We start from the raw sequence: 21,023 nt of genomic DNA, 5'->3' as shown, positions 1-21,023 counted from the left end.
GACAAAAAGCGCTAAAAAGCGAAGCTGGCAGGCCAAATCGGGCTTGCCAGCTTTTTTTTGTGCCGCTAATTTAGGGGGCTGCTGGATCAACGATTAAGATGAATACCGTTGTTTCAGCTCCACAGGCTTGATATAACTGGCTGCGCGTTCGCACCGGGCGGGAAGCGCGGGTGCGAGTGAATAATAAAAGAGGGGATGAAGAGAGTGAATAAGTCACAGTTGATCGACAAAATTGCTGCAGACGCTGACATTTCTAAAGCGGCAGCGGGACGTGTGTTAGATGCATTCATGGGCTCCGTTTCTGACGCGCTGAAAGGCGGTGACGAAGTGGCACTGGTCGGTTTCGGTACCTTCTCTGTACGCGAGCGTGCTGCCCGCACCGGCCGTAACCCACAAACCGGTAAAGAAATCACCATCCCGGCTGGTAAAGTACCGGGCTTCCGTGCAGGTAAAGCACTGAAAGACGCCGTCAATTAATGACCGCTGACCTGTCCATCGAAGCATTTTCTTCCATGGATTGAGGACGAAAAAGGCGTTCTCATGTAACATACGGGCACATCATTTTTGATGTGCCTTTTTTTATCTTGATGCGCGACTTTAGCCGCTGGCTTCAGTCTCCGCATGGTTGCCAGCTGCCAGCCTGAACCGCAGCTGCACGATGATGACATCGTGTCAGAGCTTTACATCCACACTACAGCGGAGTGTTGTCATACCATGATGGACAATTTACGCGCGGCGTCGAACCATGTCGTGCTCAAGATCATTCTGGGATTGATCATCCTGTCATTCGTACTGACCGGGGTGGGCAACTACCTGATTGGCGGTAATAGCGATTACGCTGCCAAAGTGAACGGCCATGAAATTAGCCGCGGTGAGCTAGAACAGGCGTTTAACAACGAGCGCAACCGTCAGCAGCAGATGCTGGGCGACCAGTTCTCGCAGCTGGCCAGCAACGACGGCTACATGCAGCAGATGCGCCAGCAGGCGCTGTCACAGTTGATCGATCAGGCGCTGCTCGATCAGTACATCAAAGATCTGCACATTGGCATCAGCGACGATCAGGTGAAGCAGGCTATTTTCAATCAGCAGGCTTTTCAGACCAACGGTAAGTTCGACAACGCGAAATACAACGGCCTGATCGCCAGCATGGGCTTCAGTGCCGATCAGTACGCCGAAGCGCTGCGCAAGCAGCTGGCGACGCAGCAGTTGATCAACGCCATCGCCAATACCGACTTCATGCTGAAGGGTGAAACCAGCAAGCTGGTGGATCTGGTCTCGCAGCAGCGCGAGATTCGTCAGGCGGTGATTGACGTTAATGCGCTGGCCGCGAAACAAACCGCCAGCGACGACGAAATCAATCAGTATTACCAGCAGCATCAGAGCAGCTTTATGGCACCTGAGCAGTTCCGCGTCAGCTATATCAAAATGGATGCGGCCAGCCTGCAGGAGAACGCCAGCGAAGCGGATATTCAGAGCTGGTACGATCAGCACAAAGCCGACTATTCACAGCCGCAGCGCAACCGTTACAGCATCATTCAGACCAAAACCGAAGCCGATGCCAACGCGGTGCTGGATGCGCTGAAAAAGGGCGAGGATTTCGCCACGCTGGCGAAGAGCAAATCCATTGACCCAATCTCTGCGCGTAAAGGCGGCGACATGGGCTGGCTGGAGCCGAACACCACGCCGGATGAACTGAAAAACGCCAACCTGACGCAGAAAGGTCAGCTGTCTGGCGTGATCAAGTCCTCAGTAGGTTTCCTGGTGGTGCGTCTGGACGATATCCAGCCAGAGCAGGTTAAACCGCTGGCGGACGTGCACGATGCGGTGGCGGATAAAGTGAAGCAGGAAAAAGCCGTCGACGCCTTCTATAAGATGCAGCAGAAGGTGAGCGAAGCCGCCAGCAACGACAACGAATCCCTGGCGGGCGCCGCACAGGCATCTGGCCTGAAAGTGGTGGAAACGGGCTGGATCACCCGCGATAACGTGCCGGCCGATCTCGATTTCGATGCGGTTAAACAGGCGATCTTCAACGGTGGCCTGACCGGTCAGAACGGCGCGCCGGGCAACAATTCTGACATCATCAGCGTCGATGGCGATCGGGCGTTTGTGTTGCGCATCAGCGAGCACAAACCGGAAGCGGTTAAACCGCTGGATCAGGTCAAAGCGCAGATTGCTGACAGCCTGAAGCATGACAAAGCGACGCAGCAGGCCAAAGCGCAGGCAGACAAACTGCTGACCGAGCTGAAAGCGGGCAAACAGGACGCGCTGCAGGCGGCTGGCCTGACGCTGAGCGCCAGCAAAACCGTCGATCGCAACGCCCAGGATCCGGTGGCACAGGCCGCATTCAACCTGCCACATCCAGCGGATAACCAGCCGTCGTGGGGTGTCAGCGAAGATATGCAGGGCAACGTGGTGCTGGTCGCGCTGGATAAGGTCAGCGCGGGCAACATGCCGCAGGCGCAGATCGACGAAATGGTGAAAGGCGTGACGCAAAACAACGCGCAGATTGCCTTTGAAGCGCTGCTGGAAAACCTGCGTAAAGAGGCGAAGATTAAGTACGGCGCCGCCGCACAAAACCAGTAAGCCTCACAAAAAAAGGTAAACTGCTGCAATACCGAAAGGCCGCTTCTGCGGCCTTTTCCATTTCTGATCATCGCCTTTTGAGTGGGTTTCTCGCTTGTGCCACCCTGCAGTGGCTGTCAAACACAAGGAGAAACACAGCATGGTTAAATCAACATTTCGTGCCTTTTGCATCACGCTGGCGCTGGGCGGCGCGCTCTGGACCAGCGGACTGGCGGCGGCGGAAAGCCCCAGTGAAACGCAGGCGACGCAGGTGTCCACGCCGCAGCCGGAACAGGTCAGCATCAATCAGGCCACGGCCGAGCAGCTGGCCGCCGCCATGAACGGTATTGGACTGAAAAAAGCGCAGGCGATTGTCAGCTATCGTGAGCAGTACGGGCCCTTCAGCGCCATCGAGCAGCTGAAAGAAGTACCGGGTATTGGCAGTGCGCTGGTGGAGCGGAACAGCGCGCGGCTGAAATTGTGAAGCGGCTCGCGACTCTGAAGGATTGCTAAAGCGGCCCATCAGGCTGTGCTATGCTCAACAGGTCCAACCAGTTGTCATTCACAGCCTGAACAGGAGCAATCATGCAAACCACCATCAAAGTGCGCGGCTATCATCTTGACGTCTATCAGCATGTGAACAATGCGCGCTACCTGGAGTTTCTGGAAGAGGCGCGCTGGCAGTGGCTGGAAGATGCCGATGCCTTTCACTGGCTGCTGGAGCAGCAGCTGGCGTTTGTGGTGGTGAATATCAACATTAACTATCGTCGTCCGGCGGTGCTGGGCGACGTGCTGCACATTGAGAGCGAGGTCTCGCAGCTCAACGGCAAAAGCGGCATTATTTTACAGCGGGTGGTGCTGGCGGGTGATAACACGCTGGTGGCGGATGCGGCGCTGACCTTCGTCTGCATCGATTTGCGCACGCAAAAAACCGTGCCGCTGGAAGGGGAGTTACGTGAACGCCTGGCGGTATTGATGACCGCGCCTTCCTGAGCTGGCATGCCCAGAAAGCACGCCAGCCCGCAGCGCGGCCGCAATCAGCGCAGGCCGCTTTTCTGTTTCATCGCCGCCATCACGCTGGCCGCATTGGCCTGGTAATCGGCCAGACCGCGCGCGCGCAGGTGGCAGGCCGCGCACTCACCACAGCCGTCGCCTTTAACGCCGTTGTAGCAGGTTAGCGTCTCCGAACGGACCAGCGGCAGCTGCTGCCAGTAGTCCGCCAGCGCCCAGGTTTCCGCTTTATTCAGCCACATCAGCGGCGTTTCAAAACGCACTTCGCGCGCCATGCCGAGAGTGACAGCGTTGTTTAGCGCTTTGACAAACTCGTCGCGGCAATCCGGGTAGCCGGAAAAATCGGTTTCACATACGCCGGTGATCACCGCTTCGGCTTCCACCTGATAGGCATAAATTGAGGCCAGCGTCAGAAACAGGATGTTACGTCCCGGGACAAAGGTGCTGGGCAGGCCGCTGGCCTGTGGATTGTAGGCCGGCACCGGAATGTTATCGCGCGTCAGGCTGCTGACCGCCAGTTCATTGAGCAGCGTTACGTCCAGCACTTTGTGCGCCCGCGCGCCCAGCTGGTGCGCCAGCTCTGCGGCGACGCTGATCTCTTCGCGATGGCGCTGACCATAATCAAAGGTCACGCAGTGCACTTCATCATACTGCTGCAGCGCCTGAATCAGACAGGTGGTGGAGTCTTGTCCGCCACTGAATACGACAACGGCTCGTTTCATGTTTTCTTCCCCATAAATCAGTGCGCCTATGGTACTGGCTCCGGCGCGGGCTGAACAGCACCGCCTGCGGCAGGCGGCGGGATCCAGGCGCGGGTGAAATCGAACCAGCCCATGCTGTTAAGCTGAATACCTTCGACGCCTGGCGGAGCAAACACCTGGTAGCGATAGTTAAACAGCGGCAGCAGATGGCCGTCGCGCATCAACTGCTGAAACAGCTGATGAATCGCGGCGCTGCGCAGTGCCGGACTGGCCTGACGGGCGATAGCGTGCAGCGGTGCCTGCAGTACCGCCGGACGCAGCGGTTGCCAGGCCGCATCATTTTCCAGCCAGTTCACGAGGGTAAACTGTGGCGCATCACCAATCAGACGGTCGCCCATGATGATGTCGGCGTCACTCAGATCGATGTCGTCGCGCCAGCTTTTGACGTCGTGAAATACGCAGGTGAGGGTACAGCCCTGTGCCGCCAGCAGCGGCACCAGCGCCTGGGCCATGACGTGCAGTTCGATGGGCAGGTGATAATGCAGCGTCAGCGTTGCGGGCAGTGTGCCCTCCGGGCGGTGCGGGGCGGGCAGCGGCCAGCCGGGCAGCAGCTCTGCGGTTGGTGTAATTAAGCCTTCATCCAGCGGCAGCTGCTGAATGACGCCGCTGTGCTGAATCAGCGCGAGCAGCGTTTTGGCCTGCGCCTGGTTGAAGCGAGCCGAGAAACGCGGCGCCAGGTAACAGAAACCGAGACTGATGCTGCGATCCACCGGCCGCAGCGTGTCCAGCTCGTCGGGATCGCCAATGGCGATCTGCACCGGATGGCGACAGCTGGTGCCCAGCCCGCGATCGAACAGCTGCGGCGTAATCCAGTATTCCACCACCTGAATCAGCGGACGCTGATGGTGCCAGCGCGCATGGCTCTCCAGCCGCACCAGCTCGCGGGTAAAGTGCGTCAGGCGCCACGGTCCGCTGCCGGTATCGGCATGCTCCGGATGCGGCAGCAGGCAAAACTGATGCGCCAGCCGCTGCGGCAGCCAGTAATCGCTGGTGCGCAGCCGGATACGCAGCGCCAGCGGATGTGGCGCATCGATGTGTTCCACCGCCGCCAGCAGACGGCCGCCCTGCGGCGTCTGCATGATACGTTGCAACTGCTGGACCAGCTGTGCCGCCTGCACCGGTTCGTCGTTGTGCCAGCTGAGCAGTGGCCGCAGCCAGAAATATCATTCGCGGCCCTGCGCATCGTACTGCCAGTGATGTGCCAGATCGCCCTCGACATCATCCGCGTTAAAGCGCGTCAGGCCGGAAAAAATCTGGCGTACCAGATGCTGCTCGGCGCGTCCGGTGAGCTGCAGCGGATCCAGCGCCTCCATCGCGCGATAATAGGGAATGCGCAGCACCGGCGCCTGATTCTGCCACTGGCCGCCCATCAGTGGGCGCAGCATTTTCACCAGCCGTTCAGGCGCGACATCCAGCACCTGCAGCGCCTGTACCGCTTCACCGGCTGCCAGCTGCTGGCTGAGCAATTGCTGACGCAGCTGTTCGGGAGAGAGCAGAAAGCGCAGTTCGCCCTGTTTACCGCGTCCCGCCGCACCGTGCCACTGCAGCCAGCCCGCCTGCTGCCACTGCCGCAGCAGGGTACGCACGTGGCGCTCGCTGCAAAAGCAGTGCTGCGCCATGGCCGCAACGCTGATGCGCTGCGCTTCGCCCTGGCTAAGCTGCCACAGGCGCTGAAACTGATTAACCCGATGAAGCTGTCGCATGATTAAACCCGGAACAGTTTTTTGAAAGTATTCACTATTAGTTCCGTAATTACCAGGCGATAGTAAACCCCTCATTCAGACCGGAGAGTTGCTATGGCCCGCCTCGCGGCATTTGATATGGACGGTACACTGCTGCTGCCTACCCACCGTTTAGGTGCGGAGACGCTGCAGAGCCTCAACGCCCTACACCAGCGTGGCGTTACACTGGCGTTTGCCACGGGGCGTCACCTGCTGGATATGCAGGCAGTACGCCAGCAGATCACCTTGCCCGCCTGGCTGATCACCGGTAACGGCACGCGCATTCACGATGTCGAGGGCAGGCAGCTGTACGGCTGTGATTTAGCGCCGTCGGTGGCGGAAGAGGTATTGCACAGTCACTGGCAAACTCCCGCATCGATCCACATCTTTAATGACGAAGGCTGGTTTACCGATAAACCGCTCCCGGGATTGCTGGAAGCGCACGCGATGAGCGGGTTTCACTATCAGCTGCGTGATTTACGCCGCATGCCGGCACATGAAGTCACCAAGATCTGCTTTATCGCGCCGTATGAGATGCTGCTGGCGCTGAAGATTGAACTGCAACAGGCGCTCGGCGATCGCGCCAGCCTGTGCTTCTCCGCCAGGGAGTGTCTGGAAGTTTTACCGTTGGATTGCCACAAAGGCGCCGCGCTGGCGCGGCTGTGCCAGCATCTGTCTCTGTCGCTGGCGGATTGCATGGCATTTGGCGATGCGATGAACGACCGCGAAATGCTTGAGCGCGTCGGGCGTGGTTTTATCATGGGCAACGCCATGCATCAGCTCAAAACCTCGCTGCCCCATTTACCGATTATTGGCCATTGCGAGACACAGGCGGTGTCTCACTACTTAAATCACTGGATGACCACACCACACCTCGATTATTCCCCCGAATGCTGAGGCTTACAGTGAACCGGACAGGATGTCCGGTTTTTTATTGCAGCTCGCGCTGCCACGCCTGAATATCGCCGATCTGCTCAGCGACCCACTGCGGATTGTAATAGGTATCCGGATAGCGCTCGCCGCTGTCACACAGCAGCGTGACCAGCGCGGCGGACTGCCCCTGCGCACGCAGCCGTTTTGCCACCTGCAGCATGCCCCAGAAATTGGTGCCGGTAGAGGCGCCCGGACGCCGGCCGAGAATCTGCTCCAGCCTTAACATGGCCGCCACGGTGGCGCCGTCGGGCACTTTCATCATTTCGTCAATCACATCCGGTAAAAACGACGGCTCAACGCGCGGGCGACCAATCCCCTCAATCAGGCTGCCACGCTCGCTGCGCAGCGTGCGATCGCGGCTGTGCCAGTAATCGAAAAACACCGAGTGCTGCGGATCGACCACCAGCAGGCGCGTGTCGTGGCCCTGATAGCGGATGTAGCGCCCCAGCGTAGCCGAGGTGCCGCCGGTGCCGGCGCTCATGATCAGGGTGTGCGGCACCGGGAAGGGTTCATGCGCCATCTGGCGGAAAATGCTTTCGGCAATATTGTTGTTGCCGCGCCAGTCGGTAGCGCGTTCGGCATAGGTAAACTGGTCCATAAAATGGCCGTTGAGTTCACGCGCCAGACGCTCGGATTCGCTGTACAGCTGGCACGGATCGGCGACGAAGTGGCACTCCCCGCCGTAAAAGCGGATCAGCTCGATTTTGCGCCGTGCGGTACTGGCTGGCATCACGGCGATAAACGGCAGGCCGAGCAGACGGGCAAAATAGGCTTCCGACACCGCGGTGCTGCCGGAGGAGGCTTCGATGATCGGCGTGTTTTCTCCAATCCAGCCATTGGCCAGACCATAGAGAAACAGCGAACGCGCCAGGCGATGTTTCAGGCTGCCGCTTGGATGGGTGCTTTCATCCTTAAGATAAAAGCGAATGCCGGGGAAATCGTCCAGCGTAAAACGGATCAGGTGCGTATCAGCGGAGCGCTGAAAGTCGGCGTTAATTTCATTGATAGCGTGGCGAACCCAGGGCGTTTGCATGGTGCGATTCCGGCAGCGAGATTGCGCTCAGTGTAAGGCACTGGCAGGAAAAAGAGGTTGCTAAAATTTGGTTATAATGGGCAAATAAGAGAAAATTTTTCTCCTGAGGTGGCGAATGCTAGATAAAACTGACCGCACACTGCTGGCGCTGCTGCAAAAAGACTGCACGCTGTCGCTGCAGGCGCTGGCCGATGCGGTGAATCTCACCACCACGCCGTGCTGGAAACGCCTGAAAAAGCTGGAAGATGATGGCATTATTCGGGCGCGCGTCGCGTTGCTGGATGGTGAAAAGCTCGGCCTGTCGCTCACCGCCTTTATGCTGATCAAAACCCAGCAGCACAGCAGCGACTGGTTTCAGCAGTTTGTCGCGGTGGTACAGCAGATGCCGGAAGTGATGGCCTTCTACCGCATGGCGGGTGAGTACGACTACCTGCTGCGCATTCAGGTGGCCGATATGAAGAGCTACGACGCGTTTTACAAGCGTCTGGTTAACGGCGTCCCGGCGCTGATTGACGTCACCTCCAGCTTCGCTATGGAAGAGATTAAATACACCACCGCCTTGCCGGTAGCGCCCTGAACGGGCATCACAAGAGATTTTTTTGTGCGATTATTCAGCCAGTTAAGTTGGTATTTTTTGCGCGAGTGGCGGCGCTATCTGGGCGCCATCAGCTTGCTGATTATCATTGCGCTGCTGCAGCTGCTGCCTCCGCATCTGGTCGGCGTGATTGTCGACGGCGTGACCCAGCACAGCCTGACGAGCGGCGAAATTTTTCTGTGGATCGGCGTGATGCTGGTGACCGCAGTGATTGTCTATTTGCTGCGCTACGTCTGGCGCGTGCTGTTGTTCGGCGCCTCTTACCAGCTGGCGGTGGAGCTGCGCGAAGACTTTTACCGCCAGCTTAGCCGCCAGCATCCGGCGTTTTACCTGCGCCACCGTACCGGCGATCTGATCGCGCGCGCGACCAACGATGTCGATCGCGTGGTGTTTGCCGCGGGTGAAGGGGTGCTGACGCTGGTGGATTCGCTGGTGATGGGGCTGGTCGTGCTGGCGGTAATGAGCGTGCAGATCAGCTGGGAGCTGACGCTGCTGGCGCTGATTCCTATGCCGATTATGGCGCTGGTGATCCAGAAAGACGGCGCGCGCCTGCATCAGCGCTTCAAAGTGGCGCAGGCGGCGTTCTCCAGCCTGAACGACCAAACGCAGGAGAGCCTGACCAGCATCCGCATGATCAAAGCCTTTGGCCTGGAAGATCACCAGTCAAATCAGTTTGCCGGGATCGCCAGCGACACCGGCCGCAAGAATCTGCACGTGGCGCGCGTCGATGCGCGCTTCGACCCGATCATTTACATCGCCGTCGGCTTCTCTAACCTGCTGGCGATTGCCGGTGGCGGCTGGATGGTGTGGCACGGCTCTCTGACGCTCGGGCAGCTCACCAGTTTCGTCATGTACTTAGGGCTGATGATTTGGCCGATGCTGGCGCTGGCGTGGATGATTAACATCGTTGAGCGCGGCAGCGCGGCGTGGAGCCGCATTCGCGCGCTGCTGGCGGAAGCGCCGGCGGTAGAGGACGGCAATCAGCTACTGCCAGCGGAAGCGGGCGTGCTGCAGGTGGCGATCCGCGCCTTCCACTATCCGGCGAGTAGCGCGCCGGTGCTGAGCGACGTGCATTTCCAGCTACAACCGGGGCAGATGCTTGGGCTGTGCGGGCCTACCGGCTGCGGCAAAAGCACGCTGCTGAGTCTGATTCAGCGCCATTTTGATATCGATCAGGGCGAGATTTGCTATCACGCCATTCCGCTGCCACAGCTGCGGCTGGACAGCTGGCGCAGCCGGCTGGCGGTGGTCAGTCAGACGCCGTTCCTGTTTTCCGATACCGTTGCGAATAACCTGGCGCTGGGCCGCCCGGAGGCAACACAGGAAGAGATTGAGCGCGTGGCGCAGATGGCCTGCGTGCACGATGACATACTGCGTCTGCCACAGGGGTACGCTACCGAAGTGGGTGAGCGCGGTGTCATGCTCTCTGGCGGGCAGAAACAGCGCATCGCCATTGCGCGTGCGCTGTTGCTCAACGCGGAGATTCTGATCCTCGACGATGCGCTGTCGGCGGTTGATGGCCGTACCGAACATGAAATCCTGCATAACTTGCGCCAGTGGGGAAAAGGGCGCACGCTGATCATCAGCGCGCATCGGCTGTCGGCGCTGACCGAAGCCAGCGAGATTCTGGTATTGCAGCAGGGCGCAGTGGCACAGCGCGGCGATCACGATACGCTGGCGGCGCAGCCGGGCTGGTATCGCGATATGTATCGCTATCAGCAGCTGGAAGCCGCGCTGGATGAGGACGAGGCAGAACAGGGAGCCGACCATGGCTAAATCGCAACGCTTATGGCCAACGCTGAAACGCCTGCTGGCCTACGGCAAACCGTGGCGCAAATCGCTGTGGCTGGCCGTCGGCATGCTGTGGATCGCTGCCGCTGCCGAAGTCACCGGTCCGGTTCTGGTCAGCTATTTTATCGATAACCTGGTGGCAAAACACCAGATGCCGTGGGGCATCGTGGCCGGGCTGCTGGTGGGCTTTGTGCTGCTACAGCTGCTGGCAGCGGGTCTGCACTATTTCCAGGCGCTGCTGTTTAACCGCGCGGCGATTGGTGTCGTGCAGCAGCTGCGCGTCGACGTGATGAATGCGGCGCTGCGCCAGCCGCTCAGTGCCTTCGACACCCAGCCAGTGGGGCAGATTATTTCGCGCGTCACCAACGACACCGAAGTGATCAAAGATCTTTACGTCACGGTGGTGGCCACTGTGCTGCGCAGCGCTGCGCTGATTGGCGCGATGCTGGTGGCGATGTTTGCACTCGACTGGCGTATGGCGCTGGTGGCGCTGGTGATTTTCCCGCTGGTGTTAACGGTGATGCTGATCTATCAGCGCTACAGCACGCCGATTGCGCGCCGCGTACGTAGCTATCTGGCCGAGATCAATAATGGTTTTAACGAAGTGATTAACGGCATGAGTGTGATCCAGCAGTTTCGCCAGCAGGCGCGCTTCGGCGAGCGCATGGGCGAAGCCAGCCGTTCACACTATCTGGCGCGGATGGAGACGCTGCGGCTGGACGGCTTTTTGCTGCGTCCGCTGCTCAGCCTGTTTTCTGCACTGATATTGTGCGGTCTGCTGATGTTGTTCAGCTTTGCCACGCCGGGCGTGTTTGAGGTTGGCGTGCTTTACGCCTTTATCACTTATCTTGGCCGCCTTAACGAGCCACTGATCGAACTCACCACGCAGCAGTCAATGCTGCAGCAGGCGGTGGTGTCGGGCGAGCGTATTTTTGAACTGATGGATGCGGCGCAGCAGGGCTACGGCAGTGACGCTCAGCCGCTGGCTTCCGGACGTATCACCCTGCGCGATGTCAGCTTTGCCTACCGCGACAACCGCGACGTGCTCAGCCATATCGATCTCGAGGTGCCGGCGCGCGGCTTCGTGGCACTGGTCGGCCACACCGGCAGCGGCAAAAGCACCTTAGCCAATCTGCTGATGGGCTACTATCCGGTGACGCGCGGCAGCATAGAACTGGATGGCCGCCCGCTGCGCCAGCTGACGCACGATGCGCTGCGCGGCAGCGTGGCGATGGTGCAACAGGATCCGGTGGTACTGGCCGATACGCTGCTGGCCAACGTGCGCCTGGGACGCGATATCAGCGAAGAGGACGTGTGGCGCGCGCTGGAGAAGGTGCAGCTGGCACCGCTGGCCCGCGCGATGCGCGACGGCATTCATACCCGGCTCGGTGAGCAGGGGAACACGCTGTCGGTCGGGCAGAAGCAGCTGCTGGCACTGGCGCGCGTGCTGGTGTCGCTGCCGCAGATTCTGATCCTCGATGAGGCCACTGCCAATATCGACTCAGGCACCGAGCAGGCGATTCAGCAGGCGCTGCGCACGCTGCGCCAGCACAGCACGCTGGTGGTGATTGCTCACCGTCTTTCCACCATCACCGAAGCGGATCAGATTCTGGTGCTGCACCGTGGTCAGGTGGTCGAACGCGGTACGCACACCGAACTGCTGGCGCAGCAGGGCCGTTACTGGCAGATGTACCAGCTGCAGCAGGCTGGCGATGAACTCGCGGCGGGCATACCCGCAACGGCAGAGGGGTGATTTGCACCTTTTTTGCGCAGATTTATCGGAATGCTCTGTATTGATGCACTCCTTTGAGGCCGCAAGCACCAAAGGAGTGCAGTAAAGTCCCACCTTTCTGTTTTTCCGAATGAAAACCTTGCCCGTTACGCCATACCGGAGCGCGATACTCTGCGCCCGGCAGCCTTAGCGCCCACTTTTGCCATTTGTGGCACAGCCTTTGCTTAACTCTCTGCGTGTCCGCGAAGACTCACCTATTTTTATATCCGGAGGGGAACGTATGAAGCTGGTTACCGTGGTAATCAAACCATTTAAGCTGGAGGACGTGCGTGAAGCCTTATCCTCCATTGGCATTCAGGGCCTGACCGTGACCGAAGTGAAAGGCTTCGGTCGTCAGAAAGGCCATGCAGAACTGTACCGCGGTGCCGAGTACAGCGTTAACTTCCTGCCAAAAGTAAAAATCGATATTGCGATTGCGGACGATCAGCTGGATGAAGTGGTGGATGTGATCAGCAAAGCCGCGTACACCGGCAAAATTGGCGACGGCAAAATTTTCGTCGCGGAACTGCAGCGCGTGATTCGTATTCGTACCGGCGAGACCGACGAAGCAGCACTGTAACTGGGGCTCTGAATTGTGATGGGATGGAAAGAAATGAATAAAGTAATGACTAAGTTGGGCCTCACCAGCCTGGCGCTGTTACCGTCTCTTGCGATGGCAGCTGCGCCTGCTGTAGCGGATAAAGCCGATAACGCGTTTATGATGATTTGTACCGCGCTGGTACTGTTCATGACAATTCCCGGCATTGCCCTGTTTTACGGCGGCCTGATTCGCGGCAAAAACGTGCTGTCGATGCTGACGCAGGTCGCGGTGACGTTCGCGTTAGTGTGCGTACTGTGGATCGTCTACGGCTACTCGCTGGCGTTCAGCGAAGGCAACGCCTTCTTCGGTAACTTCCAGTGGGCAATGCTGAAAAATATCGAGCTGAAAGCGGTGATGGGCAGCTTCTATCAGTACATTCACGTGGCGTTCCAGGCTTCCTTCGCCTGTATCACCGTGGGGCTGATTGTTGGTTCGCTGGCTGAGCGTATTCGCTTCTCGGCGGTACTGATTTTCGTGCTGGTGTGGCTGACGCTGGCCTATCTGCCTATCGCACATATGGTGTGGGCTGGCGGCTTCCTGGCACAGGATGGCGCGCTGGACTTCGCTGGCGGTACCGTGGTGCACATCAACGCCGCCGTTGCGGGTCTGGTTGGTGCTTACCTGGTGGGCAAACGTGCTGGCTTCGGTAAAGAAGCGTTCAAACCGCATAACCTGCCGATGGTGTTTACCGGTACCGCGATTCTGTACGTTGGCTGGTTCGGCTTCAACGCCGGCTCTGCGTCTTCCGCTAACGAAATCGCGGCGCTGGCCTTCCTGAATACCGTAGTGGCCACTGCGGGTGCCGTGCTGTCGTGGGTGTTCGGTGAGTGGGCGCTGCGCGGTAAGCCTTCACTGCTGGGTGCGTCTTCTGGCTTCATCGCCGGTCTGGTTGCCATCACGCCAGCCTGTGGTTATGTCGGCGTCGGCGGCGCACTGATTATCGGTCTGGCCGGTGGCCTGGCAGGTATCTGGGGTGTGACCACGCTGAAGAAATGGCTGCGCGTTGATGACCCGTGTGATGTGTTCGGTGTGCACGGCGTGTGCGGTATCCTCGGCTGTATCCTGACCGGCGTGTTTGCCTCCTCTTCACTGGGCGGCGTAGGCTACGCGGAAGGCGTGACCATGGGCCATCAGGTTTGGGTGCAGCTGTTCAGCTGTGGCCTGACCATCGTCTGGTCTGGCGTAGTAGCCTTCGTGGGCTTCAAGCTGGCAGATATGATTGTTGGCCTGCGCGTACCGGAAGAACAGGAACGTGAAGGTCTGGATGTGAACAGCCACGGCGAGAACGCTTACAACCAGTAAGTGCCGGCTGGCAGAAGAGCAGTGCGCTATAACTATAATGATGAGAAAGGGGCGAGATAATCGCCCCTTTTTTTATGCTTCGCGCTGACGCATCACCCCTTCCTGCACCGTCGTCGCCACCAGCGTGCCGTCCTGGCTGAAGAACTCACCGCGCACGAAGCCGCGCGCGCCGGACGCTGAAGTGCTTACCACGCTGTACAGGAGCCACTCCGAGAGATCGAATGGACGGTGGAACCACATGGAGTGGTCAATCGTCGCCACCTGCATATCCGGCTCAAGGAAGCCTTTGCCATGCGGCTGCAGCGCGACCGGCAGAAAGTTGAGATCGGAAGCGTAGCCCAGCAGATATTGATGAATGCGGCGATCGTCCGGCAGCTGGCCATTGGCACGCACCCAGACCTGGCGCAGCGGCTCATCAACGTGGCCTTTCAGCGGATTGTGGATCTGCACCGGACGGATATCCAGCGGGCGCTCGGCGAGGAATTTTTCTTTCAGCTTGAGCGGCAGGTGCGCAGCCAGTCGGTGGGCGAGATCCTGCTCGGAGGGCAGGTTATCGGGTCCCGGCACCTGCGGCATGCTTTTCTGATGCTCGAAGCCATTTTCCGGTGCCTGAAAGGAGGCGGTCATGTAGAAGATCGGCTGACCGTTTTGTACGGCGCTGACGCGGCGGGCGCTGAAGCTTTTGCCGTCGCGCAGGGTTTCCACATCGTAAATAATGGCTTTCTGGCTGTCGCCCGGGCGCAGAAAGTAGCTGTGGAAGGAGTGAATGATACGGGCTTCCGGCACGGTTTGTTTTGCCGCATACAGCGCCTGTCCCACCACCTGGCCGCCAAACACCTGGCGCAGGCCGAGATCTTCACTCTGGCCGCGAAACAGGCCCTCTTCCAGTTTTTCCAGATTCAATAAATTAAGCAGGTTGTGCAGTGCCTGGCTCATAACGGATTCCTCAGTGATGCCAATGGCGTCAGTGTGAAAGATCCGACCAGTTTGCGCAACGCTTTTACCCGGTTTTCAGCAGCATGGCGGGGCTTCAGGCGCAAAGGGGATTTTTGTGCCAGAATTAACAGCAATCGGCGGTGGAAAACCCAGCCAATAAATTTACCGCCGACAATCATAGTGTTCATAAGGAGACGACATCGATGAAACTCTGGCATGTAATTAGCGGTATGACACTGGCGGTGGCAATCACAGGCTGTGCCGATCACAGTAAACCCGTGCCGACGCCAACTTTAGGCGCCAGCGTGGCCGGGCAGCCGTCGGCGATTGCCCAGCCGAACGTAAGCGGTTCCGTCTATATTCGCCAGCGTATTGCGCTGCCGCCGGATGCGGTGCTGACCGTGACACTGGCCGATGCGTCACTGGCGGACGCGCCGTCCAAAGTGCTGTCACAGCGTGTGGTTCGCACCGAGGGCAAACAGGCACCGTTCCAGTTTGTGCTGCCCTTTAACCCGGCTGATATCCAGCCGAACGCGCGCATTTTGCTGAGCGCAGCGATCACCATCGACGGCAAGCTGGCGTTTATCACCGATACGGTGAAACCGGTGATTAATCAGGGTGGAACGAAAGCGGAACTGCTGCTGGTACCGGTGACCAATATGGCGATGCCAACCCAGCCGGGCGCTGCTACCACCGTGCCTTCGACGTCGCCAACTCAGGTTACGCCGTCAGCCTCCGTGCCGGCACCAACCAGTCTGTAAGTTGAAACGGGAGACAGCGCGTTACGGAAGCTGCGCCAGAATGGCACTGCAGAAAGTAAAGGCGCTGTCTCGTCCCTGATCGCTCGGCACACGCCATCCCTGGCGTGTGACGCTTTACTTTCTGCAGTGCCATTCCCGCGCCTTAAAGGGAGTGCGGCCTGTCAGCATTAATACTCCCAGCGATACTTCGCCAGTTCAATTTCTCCCGCATCACTCACTTCAATACCTTCGGCTTCCAGCGCATCGCGCTGACGAAAAAGATCATCACCCTGCAGCGAAATACGACCATGACGATTAATCACGCGGAACCACGGCAGTTTACTGCCTGGCGGCAGGCGCCGCAGCACGCCGCCCACCTGACGTGCGGCGCGCGGTGAACCGGCCAGCAGCGCGACATCGCCGTAGGTCGTCACTTTACCGGCAGGAATAGCGGCAACAATTTGCCAGACGCGCTCGGAAAAATTGCTCTGTTCACTCACTGACGCACCTCGTCTGCGGGAAAAGCGCCACTTTAGCATGCGATTGCGGCTATCTGCAGGGTTTTGCCGCCGGCCTGTTCAAGAAACCAACGGTTGCCCGGCCTGCGCTTGCAATTGCCAAAGGCTTCCCCGATAATGCCAGCGCTCTCAACATGAGAGCTCGTCAATGGGGGCCCTGTTGGTTCTCCCGCAACGCTAACTTGTGAACTCGGTCAGGTCCGGAAGGAAGCAGCCGCAGCAGGCGACGCGTGTGCCGGGATGTAGCTGGCAGGGCCTCCACCATTTCTGCCCATGCAAAATCCCTGCGCGCAATGCGGCACAGCACCCTGTCGGCACTCCTTTGCCTGCCTGTCATCCGTGGAAATAAAGGTGAGTAACGAAACGACCTGCGGGGAGAAAACTTAGCGGACGTACTTCCAGACAGATCCGGGCACTTTGTCATAGAGCTTGTTCATGGTCAGCTCGGCCAGACGGTGATCGGCTGCGGAGTAGAATACCGCTAACTCATCATCGGGTAATTCATACTTGTTCTTTTCAATCACCCGTTCAAGGGTGTCAATTGAGCGACAACGACGCAGTCGCATCAAATAGTCTGTTTTGGTTAAGGCTGGGTTGCTCATAAATAAACCGGTCTCACTCTGATGCTAAAAGGAATGGCTGGGTTGCTGGAGATAAGCGCACTCTTCGGCAAACAGATTAAATAAGCGTTTTGCTGAACGTTGCCACCGTTGAAGATCCTGGGTATTGATTCCATAGCTGCTAAACAGCATAAAGGTATCATCAAGATATTCATCGATTTGCGTAATCAGCGCTTCATCTTCAACATGCTTAATTTTGTAATTCATCGTGAAAGAGGCGATATGCTCAATCAAATCGTTGAGCTGTAAATTGCCTGGCGAAGTGGGATCATTAACCCAGCCGTGATGGCTGTCGGTTAGCGTCGCCATACTTTCGTCAAACAGGTTCTCACACAGAAATTTAAGCTGGGCAATATCATGCCGTTTCGGTGAGTATTCGTCCATCTTTTTCCCCTCCATAGCGAGCACAGTTACCGCGACGCGGCGAGATTTGGAAAAGCTACCAGGGAGCGATCACGAATAAAAAGAATTCAGCGACCTTTTAAATATAATCCACAATCATTAGTTTTGCTCACCCAATTACTAAATATTACAATTCGTCGCACGGTGACGGGCGGGTATTGTCTATCACCTCAAACACCAGTGCACCGGGCGTTGTCTGGAACATAACTTCTTCACGTTGGGTAAAGGTTTCATTTAAATCAAGGCAGGGATTAAATAAATCCCACGTGAAATCGTAAAGCATTTTAAATCGTTTGTGGCCGACGGGCTGAATGGAAATAATGGTAAAACTGTCCGGAACTAATTGCGCGTTTTGAGAATACCACTGTAAATCGCCGGCAAGGTCCTGGGCTATTTTGAGAATATTCCCCTGGATAATCTGGCGTAACTTGCCGCAATCATCCTCATTCACGTCAATATCACTATGAATAATAGACTGCATTCTGCATCCCGTAAAAAGCAAGGAGAGTTCTATCATTGGCTTTCAGCTCTGACATTGCAAGCCATTGGTAAACAGAAAGGGCGATTGCTGCGATGGGCGCTGGCTTGATGGCACAAATCGCCCATGCGTATCGCCGCTGATCAATTTTTGAAACACTTTCGTCCGCGCGTCGCGATGATGCCATCAGGTAGTATATTGTTATGTTATAACATTTTGGTTACCTATCATGAATCACAGTGGATTACTTCTCTCGCTCGGCGGGCGCCTGCTGGTAGCGCTGCTGCTGAGTGGCCTGCTGGCTCTAGCCATCGTCTGGGGCCTGCACCAATGATGCGTTTTCATCGTCTGCAGGGCGGCTATCAGGGCAGGGCGGTGACGCCGGTGGTGAATGGCGAACTGGCGGCCGGCAGTATGACGGCACTGGTCGGGGCCAACGGAACGGGCAAATCAACCTTGCTCAAAACTATCGCCGGACTGCTGCCGCCAGTGGCGGGACGCTGTGAACTGCAGCTGCCGCGAAAAGCGCTGGGCTGGTTGCCGCAGCGCAGCGAGCTGGATACCCGCTTTCCGCTCACCGTCTATGAGCTGGTGGCAATGGGCTGCTGGCCGCGCTGCGGCTGGTTCGGTGGCATCACGCGTGCGCTGAGGCAGGAGATTGATGCCGCGCTGGAGGCGGTGCAGATGCGCGACTTCGCCACTGCGCAGCCCGCGATGCTCTCCGGCGGGCAGTTGCAGCGCGTGCTGTTTGCGCGCCTGATGCTCCAGCGCAGTCAGCTCTGGCTGCTGGATGAACCCTTCAACGGCATTGATACGCCGACGATAACCTTACTGATGTCGATTCTCGAACAGCAGCAGCGGGCGGGCACCACGCTGCTGGTGGTGCTGCACGACAAGCTACTGGTGGCGCGCCATTTTCGTGACGTGCTGTCGCTGGATGAGCGCGACAGTGCGCAGCAACCGCGGCTGTGTCGGGTGGCGTCATGACGTTACTCCAGCCGTTTATTGAGTTTGGTTTTATGCGCCGGGCGCTGGTGGCCTGCATGGCGCTGGCGATCAGTGCAACGCCGCTCGGCGTCTTTCTCTCGCTGCGCCGTATGAGCCTGGTGGGCGATGCGCTGTCCCATGCGGTATTGCCGGGCGCCGCCATCGGCTATCTGGTGTCCGGCCTGTCGCTGGTGGCGATGGGCATTGGCGGCCTGATTGCCGGGCTGGCGGTGGCGCTGCTGTCCGGTGCGGTCAGCCGTTACACCCACCTGAAGGAGGATGCCAGCTTTTCCGGCTTCTATCTGGGTTCGCTGGCGCTCGGCGTCACGCTGGTATCACTGCGCGGTTCCAGTGTCGATCTGCTGCACGTGTTGTTCGGCTCGCTGCTGGCGGTGGATAACGGCGCGATTGTGCTGGTTGGCAGCATCGCCGCGTTCACCCTGCTGATGCTGGCCGTGATCTTCAGGCCGCTGGTCATTGATGCCTTTGATCCTGATTTTCTGCGTGCGCAGGGGAGATGGAGCGCACCGCTGGTGCACGGCATTTTCCTCACGCTGGTGGTGCTGAATCTGGTGGCGGGTTTTCAGGTGCTCGGCACGCTGATGTCCGTTGGGCTGATGATGCTGCCCGCCACCAGCGCGCGCTTCTGGAGCCGTCACCTTACTCGCATGCTGGCGATTGCCATGCTGCTGGCGCTGATTGCCGCCTTTATCGGCCTGTTGCTCTCCTGGCACTATGCGCTGCCTGCCGGACCGGCGGTGGTACTGAGTGCGGCCGTACTGTTTTTGCTGTCTGTGTTGACAGGACCATGTGGCGGCCTGCTGCGCCGTCGATAATAAGATGACAAGGGGATAGGTATGAAGAAGTTACCGTTGAGTCTGGCGATTGGCGCGATGCTGATTAGCCCGCTGACGCTGGCAAAAACCGTTGATGCCGTAGCCAGTTTTACCGTGCTGGCTGACATCGTTAAACAGGTCGGCGGCGATCACGTTAAGGTGAAATCGCTGGTGGGCCCGGATGGCGATCCGCACACCTTTGAGCCGACGCCGCAGGATAGCCAGGCGCTGGCGCAGGCCGATGTGGTGTTCGTCAGCGGGCTGGGCATGGAAGGCTGGATGGACCGGCTGATTAGCGCGTCCGGCTACAAGGGCACGGTGGTGGTCGCCTCGAATGGTGTCAATACGCGCAAAATGGAGGAGGATGGCAAAACCATCACCGATCCACACGCGTGGAACAGCATGCACAACGGCGTGATCTACGCCACCAACGTGATGAACGCGCTGATCAAAGCCGATCCGGATGATGCTGCCGACATCCGTCACAGCGGTGAACGCTATATTCAGCAGTTGCAGAAGCTGGATAGCTGGGCCAAAAGTGAATTTGCCGGCGTGGCGCAAAGTAAACGCAAGGTACTCACCAGCCATGATGCCTTTGGCTACTTCGGCCAGCGCTACGGCGTGACGTTCCTCGCGCCGGTGGGCTTCTCAACCGAAGCGGAAGCCAGCGCCAGCGATGTCGCCGCTATCATCAAACAGCTCCGGGCCGAGCATATCACCACCTACTTTATGGAGAATCAGACCGATCCGCGTCTGGTGAAACAGATCGCCAGTGAAACCGGTGCGCAACCCGGTGGCGAGCTCTATCCGGAAGCGCTGTCAGCGGCCAGCGGGCCGGCGCCCACCTATGAGGCGGCGTTTAAGCACAATGTGGAAACTCTGCTGCACAGCATGAAGTAAAAAAAAGGCCGGGGAGCATCCCGGCCAATTATCACGACACTTTCCTAACGTTTTTTCTTTCTTCCCTGCACCGCCTTAAAGCGCGGGTTGGTTTTGCAAATCACATAAATACGACCTTTACGCCGCACGACTTTGCAATCTTTGTGACGGGTCTTGGCAGACCGCAATGAACTGACAACTTGCATGTGGCTAAACTCCGGTTATTTGCTGCGCGTCAGGAAGCTGCCAAAACGCTTGTTGAAGCGTGCGGCGCTGCCCTCTTTGGCAAACTCTTTCTGTTTACCGGTGTAGTAAACGTGCGACTTCGACGACACATCGAGCGTGACGTACGGCAGCTCTTCGCCCTCAAACTGGATGGTGCGATCGGTCTGAATCGTTGAGCCGACTTTGAAGTATTCGTCGACGGTGGTGTCGTGGAACACCACAGGACGGTAGTGCGGATGAATGTTTGGTTTCATGATAGCGCTCTCGTGTAATGTTATAATATAACAATATTATGAACCTCGCGCCGCAGGATTGCAACCA

General features: G+C 58.1%; 24 protein-coding genes, 1 other RNA gene and 1 pseudogene. 15 read left to right on the top strand and 11 right to left on the bottom strand.

Going from position 1 to position 21,023, the window contains the following annotated elements:
- Positions 1–204 precede the first annotated feature (204 nt).
- The 4 genes from hupB to C1Y43_RS17595 all read left to right on the top strand — a co-directional run bounded on the left by hupB (position 205) and on the right by C1Y43_RS17595 (position 3,555).
- Entirely contained in the window at positions 205–477 is a 273-nt protein-coding gene (hupB, locus tag C1Y43_RS17610; protein ID WP_014606441.1) for a nucleoid-associated protein HU-beta, read from the top strand.
- Positions 478–714: 237 nt separating this feature from the next.
- Positions 715–2,583: a peptidylprolyl isomerase gene (gene ppiD, locus C1Y43_RS17605; protein WP_104189176.1), complete on the top strand. Its 1,869-nt coding sequence runs from the start codon at positions 715–717 to the stop codon at positions 2,581–2,583.
- Positions 2,584–2,722: 139 nt separating this feature from the next.
- Positions 2,723–3,046, top strand: coding sequence for a helix-hairpin-helix domain-containing protein (locus C1Y43_RS17600; RefSeq protein ID WP_021507189.1), 324 nt, complete (start codon positions 2,723–2,725; stop codon positions 3,044–3,046).
- 101 nt (positions 3,047–3,147) lie between these two features.
- The gene (locus C1Y43_RS17595) at positions 3,148–3,555 is read left to right on the top strand and encodes a thioesterase family protein (protein ID WP_104189102.1); all 408 of its coding nucleotides are present in this window, start codon (positions 3,148–3,150) and stop codon (positions 3,553–3,555) included.
- 44 nt (positions 3,556–3,599) lie between these two features.
- Here C1Y43_RS17595 and queC read toward each other — a convergent pair whose 3' ends face one another.
- Positions 3,600–4,295, bottom strand: coding sequence for a 7-cyano-7-deazaguanine synthase QueC (gene queC / locus C1Y43_RS17590; protein WP_058775231.1), 696 nt, complete (start codon positions 4,293–4,295; stop codon positions 3,600–3,602).
- Positions 4,296–4,321: 26 nt separating this feature from the next.
- Positions 4,322–6,037, bottom strand: a pseudogene (locus tag C1Y43_RS17585) (SgrR family transcriptional regulator).
- A 93-nt stretch (positions 6,038–6,130) separates the two neighbouring features.
- On the opposite strand from C1Y43_RS17585, the gene cof reads away from it, so the two are divergent.
- On the top strand, positions 6,131–6,952 hold the full coding sequence (gene cof / locus C1Y43_RS17580) for an HMP-PP phosphatase (RefSeq protein WP_058775233.1): 822 nt from the start codon (positions 6,131–6,133) through the stop codon (positions 6,950–6,952).
- Between the two features lie 34 nt (positions 6,953–6,986).
- Here cof and C1Y43_RS17575 read toward each other — a convergent pair whose 3' ends face one another.
- The gene (locus tag C1Y43_RS17575) at positions 6,987–8,021 is read right to left on the bottom strand and encodes a PLP-dependent cysteine synthase family protein (RefSeq protein ID WP_021507195.1); all 1,035 of its coding nucleotides are present in this window, start codon (positions 8,019–8,021) and stop codon (positions 6,987–6,989) included.
- Between the two features lie 115 nt (positions 8,022–8,136).
- Here C1Y43_RS17575 and C1Y43_RS17570 point away from each other — a divergent pair, with 115 nt between their 5' ends.
- From C1Y43_RS17570 to amtB, 5 genes are all read left to right on the top strand, one after another.
- Complete coding sequence (locus C1Y43_RS17570; protein WP_104189100.1) at positions 8,137–8,598, top strand: Lrp/AsnC family transcriptional regulator; 462 nt, start codon at positions 8,137–8,139, stop codon at positions 8,596–8,598.
- A 24-nt stretch (positions 8,599–8,622) separates the two neighbouring features.
- Positions 8,623–10,392, top strand: a complete 1,770-nt coding sequence (locus C1Y43_RS17565; RefSeq protein WP_104189098.1) for a SmdA family multidrug ABC transporter permease/ATP-binding protein — start codon at positions 8,623–8,625, stop codon at positions 10,390–10,392.
- Positions 10,385–12,160, top strand: a complete 1,776-nt coding sequence (locus C1Y43_RS17560) for a SmdB family multidrug efflux ABC transporter permease/ATP-binding protein (RefSeq protein WP_058769395.1) — start codon at positions 10,385–10,387, stop codon at positions 12,158–12,160. The genes C1Y43_RS17565 and C1Y43_RS17560 overlap by 8 nt, the downstream gene beginning before the upstream one ends.
- A gap of 259 nt (positions 12,161–12,419) precedes the next feature.
- Entirely contained in the window at positions 12,420–12,758 is a 339-nt protein-coding gene (gene glnK, locus C1Y43_RS17555) for a P-II family nitrogen regulator (protein WP_007886947.1), read from the top strand.
- Between the two features lie 33 nt (positions 12,759–12,791).
- Complete coding sequence (gene amtB / locus C1Y43_RS17550) at positions 12,792–14,081, top strand: ammonium transporter AmtB (RefSeq protein ID WP_021507199.1); 1,290 nt, start codon at positions 12,792–12,794, stop codon at positions 14,079–14,081.
- A 72-nt stretch (positions 14,082–14,153) separates the two neighbouring features.
- Here amtB and tesB read toward each other — a convergent pair whose 3' ends face one another.
- Together tesB and C1Y43_RS23675 are read right to left on the bottom strand one after the other, a co-directional pair.
- Positions 14,154–15,017: an acyl-CoA thioesterase II gene (gene tesB / locus C1Y43_RS17545; protein WP_104189096.1), complete on the bottom strand. Its 864-nt coding sequence runs from the start codon at positions 15,015–15,017 to the stop codon at positions 14,154–14,156.
- Entirely contained in the window at positions 15,014–15,205 is a 192-nt protein-coding gene (locus C1Y43_RS23675; protein WP_136547754.1) for a hypothetical protein, read from the bottom strand. Before C1Y43_RS23675 ends, tesB begins: the two co-directional genes overlap by 4 nt.
- A 15-nt stretch (positions 15,206–15,220) precedes the next feature.
- Between C1Y43_RS23675 and C1Y43_RS17540 the strand changes: the two genes are divergently transcribed.
- Entirely contained in the window at positions 15,221–15,778 is a 558-nt protein-coding gene (locus C1Y43_RS17540) for a YbaY family lipoprotein (RefSeq protein ID WP_021507201.1), read from the top strand.
- Positions 15,779–15,945: 167 nt separating this feature from the next.
- On the opposite strand, the gene C1Y43_RS17535 is transcribed toward C1Y43_RS17540, so the two are convergent.
- Positions 15,946–16,257, bottom strand: a complete 312-nt coding sequence (locus tag C1Y43_RS17535; RefSeq protein ID WP_021507202.1) for an MGMT family protein — start codon at positions 16,255–16,257, stop codon at positions 15,946–15,948.
- Positions 16,258–16,433: 176 nt separating this feature from the next.
- Between C1Y43_RS17535 and ffs the strand changes: the two genes are divergently transcribed.
- Positions 16,434–16,530: signal recognition particle sRNA small type (ffs, locus tag C1Y43_RS17530), an RNA gene on the top strand.
- A gap of 128 nt (positions 16,531–16,658) precedes the next feature.
- On the opposite strand, the gene C1Y43_RS17525 is transcribed toward ffs, so the two are convergent.
- The 3 genes from C1Y43_RS17525 to C1Y43_RS17515 all read right to left on the bottom strand — a co-directional run bounded on the left by C1Y43_RS17525 (position 16,659) and on the right by C1Y43_RS17515 (position 17,778).
- Positions 16,659–16,877: an HHA domain-containing protein gene (locus C1Y43_RS17525; protein WP_021507203.1), complete on the bottom strand. Its 219-nt coding sequence runs from the start codon at positions 16,875–16,877 to the stop codon at positions 16,659–16,661.
- A 24-nt stretch (positions 16,878–16,901) separates the two neighbouring features.
- Positions 16,902–17,279 (bottom strand): Hha toxicity modulator TomB, encoded by a 378-nt coding sequence (tomB, locus tag C1Y43_RS17520; RefSeq protein WP_021313568.1) that lies wholly within the window; start codon positions 17,277–17,279, stop codon positions 16,902–16,904.
- Positions 17,280–17,424: 145 nt separating this feature from the next.
- On the bottom strand, positions 17,425–17,778 hold the full coding sequence (locus C1Y43_RS17515) for a hypothetical protein (RefSeq protein WP_031279656.1): 354 nt from the start codon (positions 17,776–17,778) through the stop codon (positions 17,425–17,427).
- 327 nt (positions 17,779–18,105) lie between these two features.
- Here C1Y43_RS17515 and C1Y43_RS17510 point away from each other — a divergent pair, with 327 nt between their 5' ends.
- From C1Y43_RS17510 to C1Y43_RS17500, 3 genes are read left to right on the top strand one after another with little or no spacing between them, the layout of a single operon-like run.
- The gene (locus C1Y43_RS17510) at positions 18,106–18,762 is read left to right on the top strand and encodes a metal ABC transporter ATP-binding protein (protein WP_021507205.1); all 657 of its coding nucleotides are present in this window, start codon (positions 18,106–18,108) and stop codon (positions 18,760–18,762) included.
- Positions 18,759–19,598 (top strand): metal ABC transporter permease, encoded by an 840-nt coding sequence (locus tag C1Y43_RS17505; RefSeq protein ID WP_058775239.1) that lies wholly within the window; start codon positions 18,759–18,761, stop codon positions 19,596–19,598. Before C1Y43_RS17510 ends, C1Y43_RS17505 begins: the two co-directional genes overlap by 4 nt.
- Positions 19,599–19,619: 21 nt before the next feature.
- The gene (locus tag C1Y43_RS17500; protein WP_058769397.1) at positions 19,620–20,498 is read left to right on the top strand and encodes a metal ABC transporter substrate-binding protein; all 879 of its coding nucleotides are present in this window, start codon (positions 19,620–19,622) and stop codon (positions 20,496–20,498) included.
- A gap of 44 nt (positions 20,499–20,542) precedes the next feature.
- Here C1Y43_RS17500 and ykgO read toward each other — a convergent pair whose 3' ends face one another.
- Together ykgO and C1Y43_RS17490 are read right to left on the bottom strand one after the other, a co-directional pair.
- Positions 20,543–20,683, bottom strand: coding sequence for a type B 50S ribosomal protein L36 (gene ykgO / locus C1Y43_RS17495; RefSeq protein ID WP_010616859.1), 141 nt, complete (start codon positions 20,681–20,683; stop codon positions 20,543–20,545).
- 15 nt (positions 20,684–20,698) lie between these two features.
- Positions 20,699–20,956 carry a type B 50S ribosomal protein L31 gene (locus tag C1Y43_RS17490; protein WP_021507208.1) on the bottom strand — a complete coding sequence of 86 codons (258 nt, stop codon included), beginning with the start codon at positions 20,954–20,956 and terminating at the stop codon, positions 20,699–20,701.
- Between the last annotated feature and the right edge of the window lie 67 nt (positions 20,957–21,023).

It is taken from the genome of Pantoea sp. ICBG 828 (assembly GCF_002928355.1).
Classification (GTDB): Bacteria; Pseudomonadota; Gammaproteobacteria; order Enterobacterales; family Enterobacteriaceae; genus Pantoea; species Pantoea dispersa.
The sequence above is the reverse complement of the archived record's forward strand: the minus strand, read 5'-3'. Positions and strand labels throughout refer to the sequence as shown.

What these genes read in the sequence shown, in the direction of transcription:
- ppiD (WP_104189176.1), top strand. Translation starts at nt 715, where the DNA reads ATGATGGACAATTTACGCGCGGCGTCGAACCATGTCGTGCTCAAGATC.
- C1Y43_RS17600 (WP_021507189.1), top strand. Translation starts at nt 2,723, where the DNA reads ATGGTTAAATCAACATTTCGTGCCTTTTGCATCACGCTGGCGCTGGGC.
- C1Y43_RS17595 (WP_104189102.1), top strand. Translation starts at nt 3,148, where the DNA reads ATGCAAACCACCATCAAAGTGCGCGGCTATCATCTTGACGTCTATCAG.
- queC (WP_058775231.1), bottom strand. Translation starts at nt 4,295, where the DNA reads ATGAAACGAGCCGTTGTCGTATTCAGTGGCGGACAAGACTCCACCACC.
- cof (WP_058775233.1), top strand. Translation starts at nt 6,131, where the DNA reads ATGGCCCGCCTCGCGGCATTTGATATGGACGGTACACTGCTGCTGCCT.
- C1Y43_RS17575 (WP_021507195.1), bottom strand. Translation starts at nt 8,021, where the DNA reads ATGCAAACGCCCTGGGTTCGCCACGCTATCAATGAAATTAACGCCGAC.
- C1Y43_RS17570 (WP_104189100.1), top strand. Translation starts at nt 8,137, where the DNA reads ATGCTAGATAAAACTGACCGCACACTGCTGGCGCTGCTGCAAAAAGAC.
- C1Y43_RS17560 (WP_058769395.1), top strand. Translation starts at nt 10,385, where the DNA reads ATGGCTAAATCGCAACGCTTATGGCCAACGCTGAAACGCCTGCTGGCC.
- glnK (WP_007886947.1), top strand. Translation starts at nt 12,420, where the DNA reads ATGAAGCTGGTTACCGTGGTAATCAAACCATTTAAGCTGGAGGACGTG.
- amtB (WP_021507199.1), top strand. Translation starts at nt 12,792, where the DNA reads ATGAATAAAGTAATGACTAAGTTGGGCCTCACCAGCCTGGCGCTGTTA.
- tesB (WP_104189096.1), bottom strand. Translation starts at nt 15,017, where the DNA reads ATGAGCCAGGCACTGCACAACCTGCTTAATTTATTGAATCTGGAAAAA.
- C1Y43_RS23675 (WP_136547754.1), bottom strand. Translation starts at nt 15,205, where the DNA reads ATGAACACTATGATTGTCGGCGGTAAATTTATTGGCTGGGTTTTCCAC.
- C1Y43_RS17540 (WP_021507201.1), top strand. Translation starts at nt 15,221, where the DNA reads ATGAAACTCTGGCATGTAATTAGCGGTATGACACTGGCGGTGGCAATC.
- C1Y43_RS17525 (WP_021507203.1), bottom strand. Translation starts at nt 16,877, where the DNA reads ATGAGCAACCCAGCCTTAACCAAAACAGACTATTTGATGCGACTGCGT.
- tomB (WP_021313568.1), bottom strand. Translation starts at nt 17,279, where the DNA reads ATGGACGAATACTCACCGAAACGGCATGATATTGCCCAGCTTAAATTT.
- C1Y43_RS17515 (WP_031279656.1), bottom strand. Translation starts at nt 17,778, where the DNA reads ATGCAGTCTATTATTCATAGTGATATTGACGTGAATGAGGATGATTGC.
- C1Y43_RS17510 (WP_021507205.1), top strand. Translation starts at nt 18,106, where the DNA reads ATGATGCGTTTTCATCGTCTGCAGGGCGGCTATCAGGGCAGGGCGGTG.
- C1Y43_RS17505 (WP_058775239.1), top strand. Translation starts at nt 18,759, where the DNA reads ATGACGTTACTCCAGCCGTTTATTGAGTTTGGTTTTATGCGCCGGGCG.
- C1Y43_RS17500 (WP_058769397.1), top strand. Translation starts at nt 19,620, where the DNA reads ATGAAGAAGTTACCGTTGAGTCTGGCGATTGGCGCGATGCTGATTAGC.
- ykgO (WP_010616859.1), bottom strand. Translation starts at nt 20,683, where the DNA reads ATGCAAGTTGTCAGTTCATTGCGGTCTGCCAAGACCCGTCACAAAGAT.
- C1Y43_RS17490 (WP_021507208.1), bottom strand. Translation starts at nt 20,956, where the DNA reads ATGAAACCAAACATTCATCCGCACTACCGTCCTGTGGTGTTCCACGAC.